Consider the following 19,578-nt stretch of genomic DNA (forward strand, 5'->3'; position numbering starts at 1 on the left):
GCTGCTTGGAACCCTCAGCCATCAGGCGCGGCCGAGGTAACGGCCGTCGCGGGTGTCGACCTTGATCTTCTCACCGGTGGTGATGAACAGCGGCACCGGCACGGTGGCGCCGGTCTCCACCGTCGCCGGCTTGGTGCCGCCGGTCGAGCGATCGCCCTGCAGGCCCGGCTCGGTGTAGGTGACCTCCAGCACGACGCTGGTGGGCAGCTCGATGTAGAGCGGCACACCCTCGTGCTGGGCGACTGTCGCCTCCGCCTCGGGCAGCAGGTAGTTGGCTGCCTCGCCGACCGTGCCGCCGAGCACGGTGATCTGGTCGAACGTCTCCAGATCCATGAAGACGAAGTCCTCGCCGTCGGCGTACAGGTACTGCATCGTGCGCTTGTCCACGGTCGCGGTTTCGACCTTGGTGCCCGCGTTGAAGGTCTTGTCGACCACCTTCCCGGACAGCACGTTCTTCAGCGTGGTGCGCACGAAGGCACCACCCTTACCGGGCTTGACGTGCTGGAACTCGACGACGGCCCAGAGCTCGCCGTCAAGGTTGAGTACCAGGCCGTTTTTGAGGTCGTTGGTGGAGGCCATTTCCTGCCTTGATCATCAATTGGCGGACAGACCTGGGAAGTCTACTCTCCGCGCCGGAGGTTGGCCGCCACCGTCTCGGCACCGACGGCCTCGCCCCGGTGCGGCACCCTCCGTACCCGCCGGACAGGCCCCGCCCACCCCACTTTGCTCTGCACCCGCCGAGGCGACGGTCACGATGAGTTCCATGGTCCCGGGAGTACGTGCGAAGCCGCCGTGACGGTCCGCTGTCAGCTGTCGTCGCCCAGCGCAGCAGCCAGATCCAACCCAGCGAGATGCTGCAGAGCGAGGCGGTAGCCGTCCACCCCGAGCCCGCAGATCACCCCGGTCGCCACCGCGGAGACCACCGAGTGGTGCCGGAACTCCTCGCGGGCGTGGATGTTGGACAGGTGCACCTCCACCAGCGGACCCCGCAGCATGGCGCACGCGTCCCGTACGGCGTACGAGTAGTGCGACCAGGCGGCCGGGTTGAGCACCACGGCGGCGCCCTCGTCAGCGGCGGCGTGCAGCCAGCCGAGCAACTCGTGCTCGGCGTCGGTCTGGCGGACCGTCACGTCCAGGCCCAACTCCCGGCCGGTGGTCTCGCAGAGCGCCACCAGATCGGCGTAGGTTGTCGAGCCGTACACCGCCGGCTCCCGGGTGCCCAGGCGGCCCAGGTTCGGCCCGTTGAGGACGTACACCCTCACGGGGCGGACACCTCCCGGTAGGCGGCCTCCAGCAGCGTGTCGTCCGGGCCCTCCAACATCGCCGGGCGGGCCAGCCCGTCGAGCACCACGAAGCGCAGTCGGCTGCCCCGTGCCTTCTTGTCCACCCGCATCGCGGCCAGCAGCCGCGGCCAGGCGTCGGCCGGGTAGCTCACCGGCAGGCCCAGCGCGCTCAGCGTGGCCCGGTGTCGGTCGGCGGTCGGCGCGTCCAGCCGGCCGGCGCGTCGGGCCAGCGCGGCGGCGTAGACCAGGCCGACCGCGACGGCGTGCCCGTGACGCCAGCGGTAGCGCTCGTTCTGCTCGATCGCGTGGGCGAGGGTGTGGCCGTAGTTGAGCACCTCCCGCACGCCCGACTCGCGCAGGTCGCCCGCGACCACGTCGGCCTTGACCCGGATCGCCCGCTCGATCAGCTCCCGCGTCGCCGGCCCGCGCACGTCGGTGGCGGCCACCGGGTCGCGCTCGACGAGGTCCAGGATCGCCGGATCGGCGATGAACCCGCACTTGACCACCTCGGCGAGCCCGGCCGCCAGGTCGACCCTGGGCAGGCTGTCCAGGGTGGCCAGGTCGGCCAGCACACCGACCGGCGGGTGGAAGGCACCCACCAGGTTCTTGCCGGCGGCCGTGTTGATGCCCGTCTTGCCGCCCACCGCCGCGTCCACCATGCCCAGCAGCGAGGTCGCCACCGGCACCCAGCGCACCCCGCGCAACCAGCAGGCCGCGACGAAGCCGGCCAGGTCGGTGACCGCACCGCCGCCCACCCCGACCACCGCGTCGGTACGGGTGAAGCCGGCCGCCCCGAGCCGATCCCAACAGGCGGCGGCCACGTCGATCTGTTTGCCCGACTCGGCGTCGGGCACCTCGATCGGCAACGGCTCGACGCCAGCGGCGCGCAGTCGCTCGCCGAGCGCGTCCGCGAGAGCCTTCAGCGGGGGCGTGTGCAGCACCGCCGCCCGGGTCGCGCCGGGCAGCAGGCCGGGCAACGCGCCCAGCAGGTCACGTCCCACCAACACGTCGTACGGCCGTTCGCCGCCGACCGGAATCCGGGTCACCTCGTCCATCGCCGGCAGCCTAGTCGAGCGGACGGCGCGGCAACGGCGTCTGCCCACCTGCTGGTCGGGTCGCCCACTCGGCGAGCAGGCGGGCGTGCTCGGCCACCGCGGCGCGCAGCGCCTCCGGATGCCGCACGGTGAACGGACAACCCATCCCGGCGAGCAGCGCGGCCATGCCGGGCAGGCTCTCCGCCCGGGCCCGCAGCAGCACCCCGTCGGTGGTGGCGGTCAACTCGGCCACGCTGGGCGGGATGCGGCGCTGGGCGGCGACCAGGTCGGTCTCCAGCAGCACCTCGACCGCGTGCGTGTACGGCACGCCGGCCAGCGACCTGGTCACCCGGGCCACCGGGTCGAAGCCGTCCGGCACGGCGAACGTCGCAGACGTGAGGGTCACGGTGCCGATCCGGTCCAGCCGGAAGGTGCGGACCTCCCCGCGCCGGTGGTCGTGGCCCGTGACATACCAGCGGCCGGCGTGGAAGACCAGCCCGTACGGGTCGAGTTCACGGCGCGACTGCTCACCCCGCCAGGAGCGGTAGTCCAGTGCCACCCGCTGCCGGTGCCGGGCGGCGGCGGCCAGGGTGAGCAGGGTGCCCGACGCCGGTCCCCGCTCCGACTCCGTGCGCCGCAGGGTGAAGCCGAGGTGTTCCTGCACGGCGGTCAGCCGGTCGGCCAGCGGCACCGGCAACACCCGGCGGATCTTGGCCAGCGCGGTGGCGGTGCCCGGCAGTTCGGTGGCCAGCCCGACCCGTTCGGCGACGACCAGGCCGAGCAGCACCGCCAGCGCCTCGTCGTCGGTGAGCATCAGTGGCGGCAGCTTGTAGCCGGAGTGCAGCCGGTAGCCGCCGTAGCGGCCCCGGTCGGCGATGACGGGGATGCCCAACTCCACAAGGGTGGCGGCGTACCGGCGCACGGTCCGCTCGTCCACGCCGAGCAGGCCGGCGAGCTCGACGGCCGTCGACCGGTGCCGGGCCTGCAGCAGTTCGAGCAGGGCCAGCACCCGACCGGCAGGATGTGACACAGACCACTCCTTCAAACCGGGCGGATTCTGTCCGGTTGCGATCGTACGGTCATCCGGTAGCCGAGAGAAGGAGCGACAGATGGCGACGTTCGTGCTGGTGCCGGGGTTCTGGTTGGGCGCCTGGGCGTGGCGGGAGGTGACCTCGGCGCTGCGCGCGCAGGGGCACGAGGTCCACCCGGTGACACTGACCGGGGTGGCCGAACGCCACCATCTCGCCGGGCCGGAGATCGGCCTGGAGACGCACACCACCGACATCGTCCGGCTGATCGAGGTCGAGGACCTGCGCGACGTGCTGCTGGTCGGCCACTCGGGCGGCGGGATGCCGGCCGCCCAGGCGGCGGACCGCGTCCCGGACCGGATCGGCCGGGTGATCTATGTGGAGAGTGGGCCGTTGCCGGACGGCGTCGCGCAGTTCGACACGGTGCCACCGGAGGAGCAGCAGCGCCTGCGCGCCGCGATCGGCACCGGCCACCTGCTGCCGCCGCCGGCGTGGGACCCGGCCGCCGACCCCACCAACCTGGCCGGTCTGGACGAGCCGACACTGACCCTGCTGCGGGCCCGGGCCACCCCGCAGCCGCTGGCGGCGGCCACCGACCCGGTGCGTCGCACCGGTGGGCGCCCGGTGCCGACCGCGCTGGTCGCCAGCACCTTCCCGCTCAGCGTGGTGCGGCAGATGATCGGCGAGGGGCACCCGTTCTTCACCGGGCTGGCCGACGGTCAGCTGTTCGAGCTGCCCACCGGGCACTGGCCGATGCTCAGCGAGCCGAAGGCCCTGGCCGAGTTGCTCGCCGCCGCCGCCCGAGGCTGAGCACACCCCTGCGCGGGGCGGGGCGGCGTTCAGCGTGGGAGCACGGCGGCGACCTCGGTGACGACCTGCGCCGGGGCCTTGCCGTCGGTGACCACCGTCTCGGTCGCCACCTCGGTGTAGAGCGGCCGGCGCTGGTCCAACAGGTGCTTGAGCGTGGCCCTCGGGTTGATCGCCAGCAGCGGTCGACCGGCGCCGAGCCCGACGCGCTTCACCGCGTCCGGCAACTCGACCGAGAGATACACCACCCGGTGCCCGACCAGGGCGGCCCGGGTCTCCTCGGCCAGCACCGCGCCGCCGCCGAGGGCGAGCACACCGGTGCCGGAGGCCAGCGCCGCGGCCACCGCGGCCCGCTCCAGGGTGCGGAAGTGGGCCTCACCCTCGTCGATGAAGATCTCCGGGATCGGCTTGCCGGCCAACTGCTCGATGTCGATGTCCGTGTCGCGGAACTCCACCCCGAGGGTGTTGGCGAGCGCCCGGCCCACGGTGGTCTTGCCGCAGCCGGGCGCGCCGACCAGCACGACGACCGGTGCCATCAGCGGATCACCAGGGCGTCGAGGTAGGCGGCGAGGTTACGGCGGATCTCGGCGATCGAGTCGCCGCCGAACTTCTCGGTGGCCGCCTCGGCGAGCACCAGCGCCACCATCGCCTCGGCGACCACCGCCGCGGCAGGCACCGCGCAGACGTCGGAGCGCTGGTTGATCGCGGTGGCCGGCTCGCCGGTGGTGACGTCCACGGTCGCCAACGCCCGGTTCAGTGAGGAGATCGGCTTCATCGCGGCACGGACCCGCAGCGGCTCACCGGTGGTGATGCCACCCTCCAGCCCGCCGGCCCGGTCGGTGACCCGGCGGACACCTGTCGCCGACGGGATGATCTCGTCGTGCGCCTCCGAGCCCCGGGACCGGGCCTGCTGCCAGCCGTCGCCGATCTCCACGCCCTTGATCGCCTGGATGGACATCAGCGCGGTGGCCAGTCGGGCGTCGAGCTTGCGGTCCCACTGCACGTGGCTGCCCAACCCCGGCGGCACCCCGTACGCCAGCACCTCGACCACACCCCCGAGCGTGTCGGCGGCCTTCTTCGCGGCGTCGACCTCGGCGACCATGCGGGCGCTGGCCTCCGGGTCGAGGCAGCGCAGCGGGTCGGCGTCGATGCGGTCGGCATCGGACGGGACGGGACGCAGCCCGGGCTTCGCGGCCACCGGGCCCAACTCGATGACGTGCGAGACGATCTCGATGCCGAGCGCCTGTCGGATCAGTGCCTTGGCGACCGCGCCGACGGCCACCCGGGCGGCGGTCTCCCGGGCGCTGGCGCGTTCCAGGATCGGCCGGGCGTCGGTGTGGCCGTACTTCTGCATGCCGGCCAGGTCGGCGTGGCCCGGCCGGGGGCGGGTCAGCGGGGCGTTGCGGGCCTGCCGGGCCAGCTCGTCGGGGTCGACCGGGTCGGCGGCCATGACGGTCTGCCACTTCGGCCACTCGGAGTTGCCGACCCGGATCGCGACCGGGCTGCCCAGGGTGACACCGTGGCGCAGGCCGCCGAGCACCTCGATCTCGTCCCGCTCGAACGACATCCGCGCACCCCGGCCGTAGCCCAGTCGTCGGCGGGCCAGCTCGTCGGCGATCGCGGTGGTGGTCACCTCGATGCCGGCCGGCACCCCCTCCATCATCGCGACGAGGGCGGGACCGTGCGATTCACCTGCAGTCAGCCAGCGCAACACAGCAATCAGTCTGTCACGGCGCGCCACCGGCCCGGCACGCTGCCCGCCGCGTCCCGCACTGCGGACGCCGGTGCCCGGTCGCCCGGGCACCGGCGGCAGGTCAGATCCCCCGGCCCCGCTTGTGCAGGGTGCGCAGCACGGCGTCGGCCCGGACCACCCGACCGGCGACGGCGAGGGCCAGATAGGCCCGCGGCTCGCGGGGATTGCTCCGCAGGGTGCGCCGGGCCCACCGCAGCGCGCCCCGACGGTCGCCGGACGCGGCCTGGGCGAACGCGATCTGCCCGGTCACCCGGGCCGCGCCGGCCGGTTGGCTGTCGAACTCGGGGTAGCGCCGCAACAGCCACTGCAACGCCTCGGAGATGGTGTCCCAGCGCTGCGAGAAGTACGAGCGCTTGTGCCAGCGCACCAGCACCGAGGGTGTCCGCAGGTTGATCAGCGGCGCGCTGCGCGCGGCCCGGAGCAGGAACTCGTAGTCCTCCGCGTAGCTGCCCGGGATCTCCTCGTCGACGAGCCCGAACCCGTCCCGCAGCGCGCTGGCGCGCATCAGGAAGGTCGACGGGTGCAGCTCCGTCAACCGGTCGCGCAGCAGGTCGTCCAGGGTGATCCGGTCCTTGTCGAGCACCCGGTCGACGGTGTGCCCGTCATAGCTGACCCGGATGCCGCAACAGACGAACTCGGCCCCCGGATCGGCGGCCAACGCGTCGACCTGCACGGCCAGCTTGCCGGCCAGCCACTCGTCGTCGTCGTCGCAGAACGCGACAAGCTCACCCTCGGCGGCGAGGGTGCCGCTGTTGCGGGCGCCGGCCAACCCCGGGGTACGGGTGTTGCGGACCACCCGCACCGCGCGGGCCGGGCCGTCCCCCAGCTCGGTCAGCGACTCGTCCGGCACGGACCTGTCGAACACCACCACGACCTCGATCCGGCCCGGGTACTCCTGCGCCAGGATCGCGCGCACCGCGGACCGCAGCAGCTCGGGGCGGTCCCGGGTGGGCACCACGACGCTGACGCTCGGCTGGTGGGTCATCGGATCTCCTTCGCACCCCGGCGCGGCCGGGACCAGGTCCGCAGCCGGTGTGGGCGCGGGGTCGAACGGGCCACCAGCTCGTCGACGATCCGCCCGACCCGGGCCACCGCCGCCCGTCGTGCCTCGTGCGCCGCCGGGTCGGCGGTCACCGCGTACCGGGATGGGTCGGCAAACCCCTCGGCCAACGCGTCGTGCAGCGCCTCCCGGGTCTCGCAGAGAGCCACCAGGCCGGCGGCGCCGAGCCGGCGGGCGAAGAGGAGCTGGTGATCGTCGACGTGCTCGCCGCGGGCCGGGTCGCGAGGCACCACGATGGGCAGGTGGCCGTGCCGGCGCGCCTCCAGGATGGTCGCCGGCCCGCCGTGACAGACCACCAGGTCGGCCTCGTCCATCGCCTGTTGCAGCGCGTCGTGCCCGAGGAACGCCACCGCGCCGGGCAGTTGCGGAGCGGTGGTGTGCCCGTGTTGCAGCGTCAGCCCGATCGGGTCGCCTGCCTGCTGGTGCCACTGCGCCAGCCAGTCGACGAGCCGGTCGAAGGGGTGCTTGTCGGTGCCGACGGCGACCAGCAGCCGGAGCTGGCCGGCCGGCGTGTCGCGCTGGTGCGGCAGCCGGGCCTCCTCGTCGGACGACCGGGGTTGTGAACGCCGGGCGGTGCCGGCCTCCCCGGTCACAGGAGCGTCCCGACGACTGTCGCCTCGGGATACTGCCGGCGCTGCTCGTCCCACTGCACGAGCATCGCGGACAGGAACGGCCGGCAGAGCCGGGCGGTGAGCGTCGGCGTGTCGATCCGGTCGTACACCTCGATGTAGACGGTCGGGATGCGCCAGAGCCGGGCCAGCACCACGAACGGCACCGCCACCCCGGCGCCGGTGGTGACCACCGCGGCGACCCGCCGCGACCGCAGCACCCGCCAGGCCAGCAGCGCGTTGCGCAGCAGGTTCGGTACGTTGCGGGTGGTCGGGTGGTGCGCCGGCACCAGATCCTCGCCGGTCAGCAGGGACACTGCCTCCGGTGTGTCGAAGGTGACCCAGCAGCGCCGCCACTGTTCGTACCAGGGCCGCAGGGCGAGTAGTTGGGCCAGATGGCCACCGCTGGAGCCGACCAGCAGGAGCACTGGCGCGGCATCGTCGTCGTTCTTCGTGTCCACGCGACTCCCCACAAGTTCGCTTGGAATTCCAGTTCACGCCACGCAGAAGCAGATCACACGTTCCGTGGTCGTTGAATAGCGTGAACGGACGAGGCATCGATCTCCACCTCGGACGGTCGAGCCCGTCGAACGTCCGAACTTCATCGATCGTTATCACCACCTGCGTTTTTGTCGTCACTCTGCGGCGCCACCGGCACCGCGATTCCTCCGGATCAGCCGCTATGTCTTTTCTCGATGACGTCCAAGAGTGCGGGATGCAGCGCGGCGTTCCAGCCCGCGCCGGCGTCGGCCAGCCGCCAGGTCCGCAACCACATCTCCACCAGGTACGCGTCGGCGACCAGCCGGCGCTGCGCCGCGCCGAGGCCGAGTCGCTCGCCGTACCGGTCCAGGTACGTGTCGACGGCCGACGCCGCGACGGCCGCCGACTCGCCCCGCAGCACCAGGGCTCGTTGGAACGCGTCGTGCGCCAGGTCGAAGCCGACCGGCACGTCCGCCCCGCTGTGCTCCCAGTCCCAGGCGACCAACCCGCCGTCGTGCTGGCCCAGGTTCCACGGCACCCAGTCACCATGCCAGTGGCCGAACTCGACACCTGTGTCGCCGTGCCGGCGAGCCAGCGCGGCGACCGCGGCGACCGCCCGCGCACCGCTCTCCCCGGCCGCGGCGGCCCGGTCGGCCTGCCCGGCAAGCCGGGACAGGAAGGTCGACCCGGCAAGTGTGCGGGGCGGGTCCGCCGGGCGGCCGCGTCGGGCGACCGCGAGCAGCGCCGCGATCCGGGGGGTGTCGTCGACCGGCACACCGCGTACCGTCGGTGGCAACGGCTCGATCACCGCGACCACCTGACCCGCCCACGTCGTCTCGGTGAGCAGCCTCGGCGGCGTCGGGTGGTCGGCGACGCCGGCCACCGCGCCCAACGCCCGCAGCGCCGCCGCCTCGGCGGTGACCAACGCGCGGGTCGCGTCGTTCCAGCCGATCTTCGCGTAGCCGCGCGGTCGACCGTCGGCACTGAAGAGTTGCAGGGTGGGCTTGACGTTCGGGTCGGGTGGTCGGACCCCGCACGCGGCCAGCAGCGGAGTGCCGCCCAACTCGGCCGCGAGTCGCTCGGTCAGCAGCAACTCCGCGGCCACCGCCCCGGCGGGCACCGAGACGGTCAACGTCGGGAAGGGCGCGAGCCCCACCGCACCGAGCCGGGCCAGCCCGCCGAGCACCGCCCGCACCGCGCGTACCTTCGGTGGTCGCAGGGCGTTGTATGCCAGCAGCGACGCCGCCCCGGCCGCAGGCGCGCCCAACGGCACCAGGAACCGGGCCCGGGCGACCGACGGCACCACCGCGTACCGGGCCACCGCCCGGTGACCGGGCGGTGCGCCACCGCCCACGGTCAGGTTGACCCGCTCGTCCGGGAAGACCGCGCGACTCACCCAGCCCAGGCCGTCCACCCGCGACCGCGGGTCCGTGGCCGAGCCGACCCGTGTCGTCACGCCGGCCGGTCCGCCCAGTCGAGGTCCAGCCCGAGCCGCTGGCGCAGCGCGTCGTTGTGCGGCCGGTAGTAGTCGGTCAGCTCCGCGCGCACCGCCGGCTCCAGCGGTGCCGAGCGCCGGTCGTTGTAGACCTTGAAGTGCGGCAGGTCGTACGCGGGCAGCCCGAGGAAGTCGAGGGTGCGCCGGTAGGTCGCGCGGGAGTCCCGGTAGAGGTCCTCACTGGGCAGGAAGAGGATCTGCTTCCTGTCGAAACGCTCCAACCACGGCTCCAGGTGCTCCAGGTAGCGCCCCCGGGCCCGGTACGTGTACCAGTCGTACGCCTCGCTGAACGACTCCGGCTCGGCGATCAGCCGTTCCCGCTCCCCCGCTGTCCGCTCCGGCTCGGCGGCCAGCGCGTCGGCGAAGTCCAGCGGCTCGATGCCGTGCGTGCGGCGCTCCTTCCAGTGCGAGTACGCCCGCTCCACCGGGTCGCGCAGGAGCACGATCAGCTTCACCGCCGGCAGCAGCGCGGCGACCCGCTGGGCGGCGAGCGGGTGGAACATGTACAGCGGCGCGGCCTCGCCGACCCGGACCGGCCCGCCGTGCCGCTTGGACAGGGCGTCGCGGTGGCGCTGGGTCGGGAAGTGCGAGCGGTACCACGCCTCGCCGCGCCCCCAGTGCTCCTCGAAGTAGTGCGCCGACTTGGTGTTCCAGGCCGGGAAGAGGCGGGGCACCAGCGGGTGCTGGATGAGGTAGTTCCACAGGGAGGTGGTGCCGCCCCGTTTCGTGCCGATGATCAGGAAGTCCGGCAGGGGCCGCCGGTCACTCGTGCGGACCCCGTAGTCCACCAGGGACTCCTTCACCCGCACGGTCACCTGGGTCGGGACCAACTGCTTGACCCGGTCACGGATGGACGCCACGACGGACCTCACCTGCCTCTCGTCGATACCGGGCCGGGGTCGGCGGCCACGGCCGCGTCGTCCCGTCCACGGACCTGCCTCATGGTCCCCCGGATGCCGGCGCGCACCCGGGGCAACGTCAACATGCCGACGCAGCCGGCCAGCAGTACACCCAGCGCCACGGCCAGGCCCGGTAGGCCGCGCCCGCCCGCCAGCACACCGGCGCCGGCGGCCAGGCCCACACCGGTGGCCGTGGCCGCCGCGGCACGCACCGTCGTGGCGTCGAACAACGGCTCCCGGACCACCGCCCGGGCGAACCCGGCAGCGGTGATGTTCTCGGTGGCGATGCCCGCGGCCCAGGCCACCGCCGCGCCCGTGGCGCCGTGACCGGGGATCAGCCACAGGCCCAGTGAGACGGTCACCGTCAACCCGGCCACGGTGGCCACCAGGTGCAGACCGCTGCGTCCACCCATCAGCAGCAGGCTCTGCACGTTGCCGACCCCGGTGTTGACGAGCATCGCCAGCGCGAGCACGGTCATCGCCGGCACACCGGCGGTGAACTCCGGCCCGAACAGCTGGAGGAAGGCCAACGCGAACACCGCCAGCAGCAGGTACACCGGCCAGGACAGCACCAGACCCCAGATGGTCAGCTGCCGGTGCACGGCCGCCGCCGCGGCCCGCTCGCCACGCCCGAGCAGCCGGGACAACTGCGGCGACACCGCCACCCGCAGCCCCTGCATGGCCAACTGACCGGCCAGCACGTACCGGCCGACCGCGCCGAACACGCCGGCGTCCGTCGGCCCGGCCAACACCGAGGTGAGCAGCACACCCACCCACATGCTGCCCGCGTCGATGGCCGCCGACGCGGCCCGGGGCAACGCGAAGCGCCAGAACGTCGACCAGTCGCTCGGGCTCGGCCGCAGCGCCGCGCCCCGGCCCAGCCCGAGCGGACCGGCCACGAGGACGAGGCAGACCAGCAGCGCCAGTGCCGCCGGCACCAACCAGCCGGTCATGCCGGCGAGCAGACCTCCGCCGGCCAGCGCGGCCGCGCCGACCAGCACCGGCCGGGCGACCGGCAGCAGGAGGAACTGCACCCCGACGTACGCCCGGATGGACCGCACACAGCGCAACGCGGCCAGCAGGAGGGTCATGGCGACCACCACCGGCACCGCCGCGAACGTGACGGTGAGCAGCGCCTCGGCGGCCGTACCGGAGCCCCGCAGCAGCCGGGGAGCGAGCGCGTCGGCGGCCAGCACGCCGGCGCCGGCGACCAGGAACCCGGCCAGCAGCGGCGGGATCAACGCCACCGGAAGCACCCGGGCCGCGTCCCCGCGCGCGCCGGCGGTACGGCGGGGCAGCGACCACATCAGGCCCGTCTCCGCGCCGAGGGTGCAGATCGCGGTGGCCACGGTGACCACCCCGATCGCCGCGAAGAACGCGCCCGCGCCAGCCGTGCCGTACCCCCGGGTGATCACCACGGCCAGCACGAAGCCGAACAGGCCGCTGGTGGCCGCGCCGAGCAGCCCGGCCACGCCACTGCGCGCGCTGCGTCGGGTCTCGGTCGCGCCCGCGCCCGGGGCCGCGACCGGCTGGCCCGGACCGGCGGGCACCGGCGTCGGGTGCTCCGGGTCGGCCGGCGGTCGGGTCGCGGCGGTCATGCCGGCACCGCCACGGCGGGTGCCGGCCACCCGGCCACCCGGGGCGGCCCGGTCGCGCGTTCGCGTTCGGTGAGCGCCATCGCGAACCCGACCGCGAAGAACGCGACGGCCAGATTCTGGTTGGCCATGCCGTAGAACGGGATCTGCACCAGGCAGACCACCGGCACGACCGCCAGCCACTGCCCGGCCGCCGAGGTCGCCCGCGCGCAGATCACCGCGGCGGCGACGAACCAGGCGAGGAAACAGACGAGCGCTGGTACGCCATGGCTGAACAGCACCATCCAGAGCTGCCCCTGGGTGCCGATCGGCGCGTCCGCCGACACGGTGTCGACGTTCACCGGCGCGCCGTAGCCCAACCACGGCGACTCCTGCACGCGGCGGATCACCTCGGTGTAGAGCGAGAGCCGGTCGGTGTTGGTGTCGCTGGAGTCGACCCGTTTGTTGATCAGCTCGGTGATGGGGATGAACAGCGTGGCCAACGCGCCGGTCACCACCACGCCGACGATGGACGCGGCCACCCGGACGTTGCCGCGCAGGCTGGCCCGCAGCCCGAGCACCGCCAGCCCGGCGCCGAGGCTGAGGAACATCGCCCGGTTGAGCGTGAGGAACGCCGGCGCGAGCGACAGCGGCAGCGACGCGAGGAGCGCCCAGCGCAGGAGACCCCGCCGGCGCATCATCGTGTAGGCCACCATGCAGGGCAGGGTCATGGCGTACGCGCTGCCGTAGTTGTTGGTGTACGCGAACGGCGCGGCCGGCCGGTAGATCGGGTTGAGCGACCGGGCGCTGTACTCTGCCGTGGTCAGGTGCACCATGTCCTGGATGAACGGGGTGCGGGCCACCCCGGCGGGCAGCAGCACCTCCATCGGGGTGGGCATGGCCAGCCGGGGCACCAGCACCCCGAGCCAGCCGAGCGCCACCAGCGCGAACCAGAACGCGCAGAGCGGGCTGAGCACCGCCACCAGGCTGGCGCGTTCCCGGGCGGCGACGTAGACGTAGACGCCGACCACCAGCGCGGTCAGATAGAACGCCAGGCGCAGGGCGAACGTCAGCAGCGAGGCGGGCGACGGCAGTTGGGTGGCGCTGACCACCACGATGGCGAGGAACAGCAGCCAGATCCCGGCTGCCGGCGGCAGCGGCACCCGACCCCGGGTGAGCAGCAACGCGAGCAGCAACGCACCCAGCAGCGGCCAGCCGAGGTAGAACGCGCCGAACAGCCACCAGAGCGGCACCAGGCCGAACATCAGCGACAGGGGCCACAGTGGCAGCCGGGGCGGCACGGGCAGCGGCACCGGGGCGACGGCGACGGGGGCGCCTCCGGGCGGCGGGTCGGTCGCCGGGGCGCGGGTGACCGACACGCTCAGGCCCGGCCGTTTCGGGTGAGCACGAAGCCCAGCGGGGTGACACCGGCGGCGCGCAGCCGCTCCACCAGGCGTCGCAGGTCGCTCTGCCGGGTGCGGTCCCGCTCGACGATCACCACCGCGCTGCCCTGCCGGGCGACGGCGACGCCACGCTCGTCGGACTCCGCGGGCGGGGCGTTGAACAGCACCAGGCCGTGGTCGGCGCCCTGTCGCCAGGTGCCGAACCGGACGCTGCCCACCCCGACGCTCACCTCGTCCGGGTCGACGACCCGACCGTTGTCCGGGCGGGCGGACGACACCCGGGGAAGCGTCAGCGTGGCGTCCGCGTCGGTGGACGGGCGGGCGCCGGGCGGATGCGGGGAGGGCCGGCGCGGGGCCGCGGTTTCCCCGCCGTCGGCCGGCGCGGGGCTGCCGGCCGGACGGGGCTTGGGCACCAGCGGTCGGGACGGATCGATGGGCAGCCGTCCCCGGTCGGCGAGCACCGTGGCGCGCAGCCGTTCGGTGCGCCCGCTGTCGTCGGCGACGAAGACGTCGCGGCCGTCGGCGGCGAGCGCCACCGCGAGCCCGGCGGTGAGCGCGGTGGCGTCCTCCCGGGTGCTGAGCAGCGCCACCCGGGCGGCCGGACGGACCCGCTCGGCGACCGCCATCGCCACGTACCGGACGTCGGCGTCGACCGCCCGCGGGCTGCCCCGGAACGCCGGTCGACGCACGGTGCCGAGCAGCGGCAGACCGCTGGCGTCCCGGCCGTCGGCGACCGAGCGGACCCTCCGGTCGGCCGACTCCCAGACGTACGCGAGCACGATGCCGATCAGCGCGCCACCGAGCAGGCCGGCAACCAGGTAGAGCGGCCGGTTTCCGGCGGAGGTGGCAAGCGACTTCTCGGCGGTCTGGGTCACCCAGCCGGGGTTGACGTCGACCGCGGCGATCTCGGTACGGGCGGAGTTGAGCTGGGTGAGCTGGTTGTTGATCCCGGCCAGCTCGGCCACCACCGCGTCGCCGGCAGCGGTGTCCTTGACGGTGCTGGCCCGTTTCTGCAGGGCGGCCTGCTGGGCGGCGACCTTGGTGATGCTGGCGTCGTAGGAGCGCAGCATCTCGGCGCGCTGCTGCTCGTACATCGTGCGTCGCACGTCGAGGTAGGCCTGGGCGGCCAGGTTGGCGCTCTGCACGGCCCGCTGCGCGTCGCCCGCCTGGTAGGTGAAGCGCAGGATCTGCCCTCCGGTGGGCACCTCGACCTCGAGCGCGCCACGGACGTCCCGCGGGTGCCCGCCGGCCGCGTCGGCGAGCCGCTGCACGACCTCGGTGCCGGTGGCGATGCCGCTCTCCACGTTCATGTTGACCGCCCGGTCGGCACCCGCACCGCTGGGCGTGAACGCGTCGGTCACCACCGGTCGGACCGCCACCACGGCGTTCGCGGTCACCGCCGCCGGCACCAGCAGCACGTAGCCGAGTGCGGCGAGCAGACCGACCATGGCCACCGCACCGACCAGCCGCAGCCGGTGCATCGGCACCCGCAGCAGGTCGGTCAGTGTCACCGCGCCGGGGGTCGCGGGGGACGGGCCGCCCGTGGGCCAGGAGCCGGGGGTCACATCAGTCATGGAACTTCTTCACCGTCTGTTGAGGATTGCCGACGACCACGACGCCGGGTGGGACGTCCGTGCGGACCACCGTCGCCGCGCCCACGACGCTGTCCCGGCCGACCCGCACACCCTTGAGCACCAGGGCGTGCGCACCGACCCACACGTTGTCCTCCAGGACGATCGGGGCGCGGGTGGCCGGGCCGGGTGGTGCGTGCCGTTGCGCGGGCGGCAGGTTGTGGAAGTCGTTGTCGAGCAGTTCACAATCCGACAGGAGGCACCGGTCCCCCACCGTCACCGATGTCCAGGTGCCGATCCAGGTGGCGTTGAGCAGACAGTCGGCGCCGACGCGTACCTCACCGGGGCCCGCGAAGCGGACGAGCTTGTTGATCCGCGTGCGGTCGCCGATGGTCACCCGCACGCCACGGCGCAGCCGGATCCGACCACGGATCTCCACGTCCCGACCGAGCGTCAACCGCCGGTAGCGGACCCTGTACCACCCACGTTTGACCGCGAAGACCAGACGCACGGCGCGTCTCATCCGGATGCCAACGGCGCCGAGCAACGAGCCTCCCCCACGTCACGGGGCCGGTGGCGGTCGTGCCCGCCACCGACCCAACGTGAACAATCTACCGACGCTCCGTTACGAACGCTCGACCCATCACTGTACGGAGAAGAACGTCGATGGGGTAGACCAGGACAACTCGGGCGTCGCGGCGCTGATGACCGTCGCCGTCGCGCCATCGACCGCCATGCTCGTCGCGAACGTCGGGTCGAACGGCGCACTGCGCAGGGCCCCGTCGGTGCCACCGTAGACGATCCGACCGCCCACCCAGGCCATGCCACGCACTCCGGACCAGGTCACCCCGGTGGTCGGCAGGACGAACTCGGTGGCGCCCAGATAGTTGCCGTCGATCTCGAAATAGCGGTAGTAGAGATTGTTGGCCCCGGTGCGGGTGTAGTAGAGCCGCCCGTCGAGGAAGAAGGCACCGGTCAACACCGCCGGGTTGTACCAGTCGTTGTAGCCGGACGCCTCCCACGACGAGCCGATCGCGCCACCGTTGAACAGCGAGACGTCGATCCGGCTGCCGGTGGGCGTGCCGGCCACCGTGTGCGCCCAGTAGATCCGGTCGTTCACCCGCCACGTCGCGCCGGCCTCGGTGTAGGCGGGCTGGCTGACCGTGGTCGCGGTGCCCAGCGCGGTGCCGTCGAACGGCACCTTCGCCACCGTGCCCGCGCCGGTGTTCAGGTAGAGGTTGCCGGTGGTGGCCGTGGGCGGGTTCATCGGGGCGAAGGTACGCCCGCCGGCGAGCGGGAACATGCCGAGCCGGCCGTGGTACTCCTCGCCCATGCCGTCGGAGTTGTGCCCGAAGTAGAGGCCGTCCGAGCCGCGCCAGAGCACCGGCACCGCCGAACCCCAACTACTGGTGCCCGAGGGCATCGAGGCGCCGCCGCTGCGGCGCGGATTCCAGTTGACCGGCATCCCGGTGGCCGGGGTGACGGCGGCGATACCGAGCCGGTCCACCGCGCCCGGACCGGCGACGTCGCTGGCGTTCGGGTTGTTCATCCAGCGGAAGTGCCCGCCCAGATAGATCACGTTGTCCGCCACCTCGACCGAGGTGATGGTGTCGTTGCCGGTGAAGTCGGCCCAGGTGGCCACGAGGCCACTGCCCCGCGCCCCGGTCTCGAAGCGGACCAGCACGTCGCAGTACGCGGTTGGCCAGCCGCCGCCACCGTTGCTGCCGACGACGAACCAGCTGCCGTCCTCGCCGAACTTCACGTCCTGCACGTAGTGCACGAAGGTCGTCGGCGACGCGCAGGGCGAAACGTACTTCTCGGTGCTCCAGTCGTGCAGCGTGGGCGTCGCGGAGACGTCCACGAGCGCGATCTGGTTGCGCGCCAGGCCGTTGACGAGCGTGAAGTTGCCACCGACGACGAGCGTGTTGCCGTCCGGTGCGACGTCGAGGGTCCAGACGTACGACGTGGTGCCGTGCCGCCCCACGGTGGCGTCGATGACGAAGCTCGGGTCGATCGCGCCGGTGGTCGCGTTGAGCCGGCCGAGACCGACGTGTGCGGTGCCGTTGAGCCAGTTGAACGCGCCGGCCACGTACAACCAGTTGCCGTGCAGTGCCAGGTCACGGACCGTGCCGCCGTCGGAACGGCCCACCCAGCTGTCGATGATCGCGCCGGTGGCCGGGTCGAGTGCGACCAGGTTCCGGCGGGAGACCCCGTTGACGTTCTTGAAGCTGCCGCCGACGATCAGCGTGCCGCCGGGACCGGCGACGAGCGTGTTGACCGCGCCGTCGAGCACCGGCAGGAACGTGGTGGACATGGTGCCGGTGATCCGGTCGTACGCGAAGAGGTATCGCTGCACGACCCACGCGGAGCTGGCGGTCTGCCGGATCTGGGTGAAGCTGCCGCCGACGAAGACCGTGTTGCCCACCTGGGCAAAAGCGCGGGTCTCACCATCTCGCGCGTGCGGAGTCACATCGGCGGGGTTGGCCGACACCAGGGTCGCCGTCTCCGGGACCGGTACGACCGCGGCCGACGCGGTGGTGGGTACGCCTAGAACTGCGGCGACGATCGCCAACGCGACCATCCCCGCCCTGATACGACGTCGTCCTGCGAAACGCCACAAGTGCGAGAGTCTGGGCACGCTGCGCCTCCAAGATGGATGAGAACCCGAGGTAGCGTGCCTCGTCCAGCTTGGTCAACGAAATCCGCCGATTGGGCGGTGCATGAATCCGCTAGCCGACAGAACGCCGGCGGATCGGATGTCCGACCTCCGCCGCGCGGCGTTCTGTCACTGGCGTGAGTCAGTCGTCAGCGGCTCCCCCCGGTAGGCTGACGCAGGTACGGGTCCTGCCCGGCCTTCGCGAAGCCGGCCACCGCCGCGGCGTCGTGGTTCATCGTCATGTCGCAGGTCGCCGTGCGGCTGGTCATGCCCGCCGAGTTGAAGTAGATGGCGGCCTTGATCTTCGGGTGTTCCTTCAACGCGGCCGGAAACTCCTGGAACCAGCGCTGCTTGGCGCCCGGGTCCGCGGCGTTGAAGTTGGTGCCGAACTCGGCGAGCATCCGGGGCTTGCCGGCGCCGATGCCGCTGTCGTCCAACCAGTCGTAGAAGCCACCCACGGTCGTGCTCGGGCTCTTCCACACCGTGCTGCCGTTGCAGACGTGGAAGTTGTACGGGTCGTAGGCGACCCAGTCGACGTAGCGGTCACCGGGGTACAGGCCGGCGTAGCGGGAGTAGTGGCCGGACCAGCCCATCATCGTCCAGACCCACACCGCGTTTGTCGCGCCGGCCTTGGCGAAACGCTCGTAGACGTAGCGCCAGGCGCGGACGAAGTCGGCATCGCTGCCCTTGTTCGGCTCGTCCTCCGGCTCGTGGTCGAAGCCCATGAAGACCGGCACGCCCGCCGCGCGGATGCGGCCCGCCACCGCGTCGATCGTCGCATCCTGCCGACCACTGTAGACATCCGACCACTTCAGGGTCGTGCCGGCGGAGAAGTCCCGGGACTCCCAGGCGAAGAACATCAACCGGCCCTCGCGCATCTGCTGCGTCTCGTACGCGTCCGGGAAGGCACCGTTGCTGCCGGCGTTGGAGAAGTCGTGGTAGCGGTGCACGATGTCGAACTTGCGCCCGACCTGCGCCTCCACGGTGGTGACGGCCTTGCCGTGGTCCCAGCCACCGCCCGCCCCCGCTGGCGAGTACATGCCCCACCAGGCGCCGCAGGACGGCACGAGCTTGTCCGACACGGACCCACACTGACCGGACGGCAGGGTACCGCTCGCACTCGGCGTCGCCGTACGGCTCGGAGCGATGGTGGCCGACGGCTTCGGCGCGGCGGTGGTCGGCGCGGCGCTCGGCGGCGGCGCGGGCCGGGTGGTCGTCACCGGCGACGGCCGGCTGCCGATGTCGTAGCTGATCAGCAGGTTGGGACGCAGGTCCACGTTACGGTTGTCGACCGACGCCCAGTAGACCCGACTCTCCAGGCCGGTCTGGGCCAGCGCGACCGTCCAGGTGCCGTTGCCGGTGATCAGCTTGGAGACGTCCCACTCGTTGAAGCCCTTGGACACACCTGACACGCTGTCCAGCGCGGCACCGGCCGTCGCCAGCGGCGGCCGCGACTCGCGGGCGCTCAGCGGTGAGGCGTGCGCCGTCACCGTGGCGGGAAACTGCTGCCAGGCGTGCACCCGCAACGTCGCCCGGACGTTGACCGCGGCGGCCGGCACGGTGGTCACCGCGAACTCGATCACCGCCTCGCGGCCACCACGCGGATTGCCGTCGCAGCGCGTCGGACAGGTCGCCAACGTCGTCTTGGTCGCGTTGTCACCGTCCTGCGTCACCGCGGTCGCGGTGGTGTCGGCCGCCGCCCGGATCGACAGGTCGTCGCTGGCCAAGATCGGCATCATGGTCGCCACGATGCCGGCCACCACGGAGCCGCCGACCACGCCGATGGCGATCGCCTTGCGCCGGGGTGCGGAGCGGAACCGGGTGATGCGGTGCAGTCCGTGCCTGGTCAAGGAAACTCCCTGTGTCTGCGTTCGTAACGGTGAGCAGCGTATCCATGACCAGGGCACAACGCAGCAAGGACAGTTTC

The 19,578-nt window shown here is 72.7% G+C and carries 18 protein-coding genes; 1 reads left to right on the forward strand and 17 read right to left on the reverse strand.

From position 1 onward, the window contains the following. Positions 1-21: 21 nt before the first annotated feature. From efp to ACGFIQ_RS20190, 4 genes are all read right to left on the reverse strand, one after another. A complete protein-coding gene (gene efp / locus ACGFIQ_RS20175) occupies positions 22-579 on the reverse strand; it encodes an elongation factor P (RefSeq protein ID WP_210793018.1) in 558 nt (185 codons plus the stop codon). Positions 580-806: 227 nt separating this feature from the next. Further along, positions 807-1,262 carry a type II 3-dehydroquinate dehydratase gene (gene aroQ, locus ACGFIQ_RS20180; protein WP_393245636.1) on the reverse strand — a complete coding sequence of 152 codons (456 nt, stop codon included), beginning with the start codon at positions 1,260-1,262 and terminating at the stop codon, positions 807-809. Continuing rightward, a complete protein-coding gene (aroB, locus tag ACGFIQ_RS20185) occupies positions 1,259-2,338 on the reverse strand; it encodes a 3-dehydroquinate synthase (protein WP_393245638.1) in 1,080 nt (359 codons plus the stop codon). Before aroB ends, aroQ begins: the two co-directional genes overlap by 4 nt. Before the next feature lie 10 nt (positions 2,339-2,348). After that, a complete protein-coding gene (locus ACGFIQ_RS20190) occupies positions 2,349-3,347 on the reverse strand; it encodes a helix-turn-helix transcriptional regulator (RefSeq protein WP_393245640.1) in 999 nt (332 codons plus the stop codon). A gap of 79 nt (positions 3,348-3,426) precedes the next feature. Here ACGFIQ_RS20190 and ACGFIQ_RS20195 point away from each other — a divergent pair, with 79 nt between their 5' ends. Beyond that, positions 3,427-4,155, forward strand: coding sequence for an alpha/beta fold hydrolase (locus ACGFIQ_RS20195; RefSeq protein ID WP_393245642.1), 729 nt, complete (start codon positions 3,427-3,429; stop codon positions 4,153-4,155). A 29-nt stretch (positions 4,156-4,184) separates the two neighbouring features. Here ACGFIQ_RS20195 and ACGFIQ_RS20200 read toward each other — a convergent pair whose 3' ends face one another. The 13 genes from ACGFIQ_RS20200 to ACGFIQ_RS20260 form a co-directional block, all read right to left on the reverse strand. After that, positions 4,185-4,688 (reverse strand): shikimate kinase, encoded by a 504-nt coding sequence (locus ACGFIQ_RS20200; RefSeq protein ID WP_393245644.1) that lies wholly within the window; start codon positions 4,686-4,688, stop codon positions 4,185-4,187. Then, positions 4,688-5,866, reverse strand: a complete 1,179-nt coding sequence (aroC, locus tag ACGFIQ_RS20205) for a chorismate synthase (RefSeq protein ID WP_393245647.1) — start codon at positions 5,864-5,866, stop codon at positions 4,688-4,690. The genes ACGFIQ_RS20200 and aroC overlap by 1 nt, the downstream gene beginning before the upstream one ends. A 100-nt stretch (positions 5,867-5,966) precedes the next feature. After that, positions 5,967-6,890, reverse strand: coding sequence for a glycosyltransferase family 2 protein (locus ACGFIQ_RS20210; RefSeq protein ID WP_393245649.1), 924 nt, complete (start codon positions 6,888-6,890; stop codon positions 5,967-5,969). Beyond that, the gene (locus tag ACGFIQ_RS20215; protein ID WP_393246007.1) at positions 6,887-7,495 is read right to left on the reverse strand and encodes a glycosyltransferase; all 609 of its coding nucleotides are present in this window, start codon (positions 7,493-7,495) and stop codon (positions 6,887-6,889) included. Before ACGFIQ_RS20215 ends, ACGFIQ_RS20210 begins: the two co-directional genes overlap by 4 nt. Positions 7,496-7,554: 59 nt before the next feature. After that, entirely contained in the window at positions 7,555-8,034 is a 480-nt protein-coding gene (locus ACGFIQ_RS20220) for a UDP-N-acetylglucosamine--LPS N-acetylglucosamine transferase (RefSeq protein WP_393245651.1), read from the reverse strand. 212 nt (positions 8,035-8,246) lie between these two features. Continuing rightward, positions 8,247-9,509 carry a hypothetical protein gene (locus tag ACGFIQ_RS20225; RefSeq protein ID WP_393245653.1) on the reverse strand — a complete coding sequence of 421 codons (1,263 nt, stop codon included), beginning with the start codon at positions 9,507-9,509 and terminating at the stop codon, positions 8,247-8,249. Beyond that, on the reverse strand, positions 9,506-10,408 hold the full coding sequence (locus ACGFIQ_RS20230; protein WP_393246009.1) for a sulfotransferase domain-containing protein: 903 nt from the start codon (positions 10,406-10,408) through the stop codon (positions 9,506-9,508). Before ACGFIQ_RS20230 ends, ACGFIQ_RS20225 begins: the two co-directional genes overlap by 4 nt. 8 nt (positions 10,409-10,416) lie before the next feature. After that, on the reverse strand, positions 10,417-12,045 hold the full coding sequence (locus ACGFIQ_RS20235; RefSeq protein ID WP_393245655.1) for a lipopolysaccharide biosynthesis protein: 1,629 nt from the start codon (positions 12,043-12,045) through the stop codon (positions 10,417-10,419). Beyond that, positions 12,042-13,334: an O-antigen ligase family protein gene (locus tag ACGFIQ_RS20240; protein ID WP_393246011.1), complete on the reverse strand. Its 1,293-nt coding sequence runs from the start codon at positions 13,332-13,334 to the stop codon at positions 12,042-12,044. The genes ACGFIQ_RS20235 and ACGFIQ_RS20240 overlap by 4 nt, the downstream gene beginning before the upstream one ends. Before the next feature lie 68 nt (positions 13,335-13,402). After that, positions 13,403-14,998, reverse strand: coding sequence for a lipopolysaccharide biosynthesis protein (locus ACGFIQ_RS20245; protein ID WP_393245657.1), 1,596 nt, complete (start codon positions 14,996-14,998; stop codon positions 13,403-13,405). Continuing rightward, positions 14,991-15,518 carry a DapH/DapD/GlmU-related protein gene (locus tag ACGFIQ_RS20250; RefSeq protein WP_393246013.1) on the reverse strand — a complete coding sequence of 176 codons (528 nt, stop codon included), beginning with the start codon at positions 15,516-15,518 and terminating at the stop codon, positions 14,991-14,993. The genes ACGFIQ_RS20245 and ACGFIQ_RS20250 overlap by 8 nt, the downstream gene beginning before the upstream one ends. 120 nt (positions 15,519-15,638) lie before the next feature. Beyond that, positions 15,639-17,588 carry a hypothetical protein gene (locus ACGFIQ_RS20255; protein WP_393246015.1) on the reverse strand — a complete coding sequence of 650 codons (1,950 nt, stop codon included), beginning with the start codon at positions 17,586-17,588 and terminating at the stop codon, positions 15,639-15,641. Positions 17,589-17,800: 212 nt separating this feature from the next. Beyond that, positions 17,801-19,501 (reverse strand): glycosyl hydrolase, encoded by a 1,701-nt coding sequence (locus ACGFIQ_RS20260; RefSeq protein ID WP_393245659.1) that lies wholly within the window; start codon positions 19,499-19,501, stop codon positions 17,801-17,803. Positions 19,502-19,578: the final 77 nt, after the last annotated feature.

Origin of the sequence: Micromonospora sp. NPDC048898 (assembly GCF_043198035.1) — a bacterium.
In the GTDB taxonomy this organism is placed as follows: Bacteria; Actinomycetota; Actinomycetes; order Mycobacteriales; family Micromonosporaceae; genus Micromonospora.

Excerpts from the sequence above, each read along its gene's own strand:
- ACGFIQ_RS20210 (WP_393245649.1), bottom strand. The coding sequence starts at position 6,890 with ATGACCCACCAGCCGAGCGTCAGCGTCGTGGTGCCCACCCGGGACCGC.
- ACGFIQ_RS20200 (WP_393245644.1), bottom strand. The coding sequence starts at position 4,688 with ATGGCACCGGTCGTCGTGCTGGTCGGCGCGCCCGGCTGCGGCAAGACC.
- ACGFIQ_RS20250 (WP_393246013.1), bottom strand. The coding sequence starts at position 15,518 with ATGAGACGCGCCGTGCGTCTGGTCTTCGCGGTCAAACGTGGGTGGTAC.
- ACGFIQ_RS20195 (WP_393245642.1), top strand. The coding sequence starts at position 3,427 with ATGGCGACGTTCGTGCTGGTGCCGGGGTTCTGGTTGGGCGCCTGGGCG.
- efp (WP_210793018.1), bottom strand. The coding sequence starts at position 579 with ATGGCCTCCACCAACGACCTCAAAAACGGCCTGGTACTCAACCTTGAC.
- ACGFIQ_RS20245 (WP_393245657.1), bottom strand. The coding sequence starts at position 14,998 with ATGACTGATGTGACCCCCGGCTCCTGGCCCACGGGCGGCCCGTCCCCC.
- ACGFIQ_RS20235 (WP_393245655.1), bottom strand. The coding sequence starts at position 12,045 with ATGACCGCCGCGACCCGACCGCCGGCCGACCCGGAGCACCCGACGCCG.
- aroB (WP_393245638.1), bottom strand. The coding sequence starts at position 2,338 with ATGGACGAGGTGACCCGGATTCCGGTCGGCGGCGAACGGCCGTACGAC.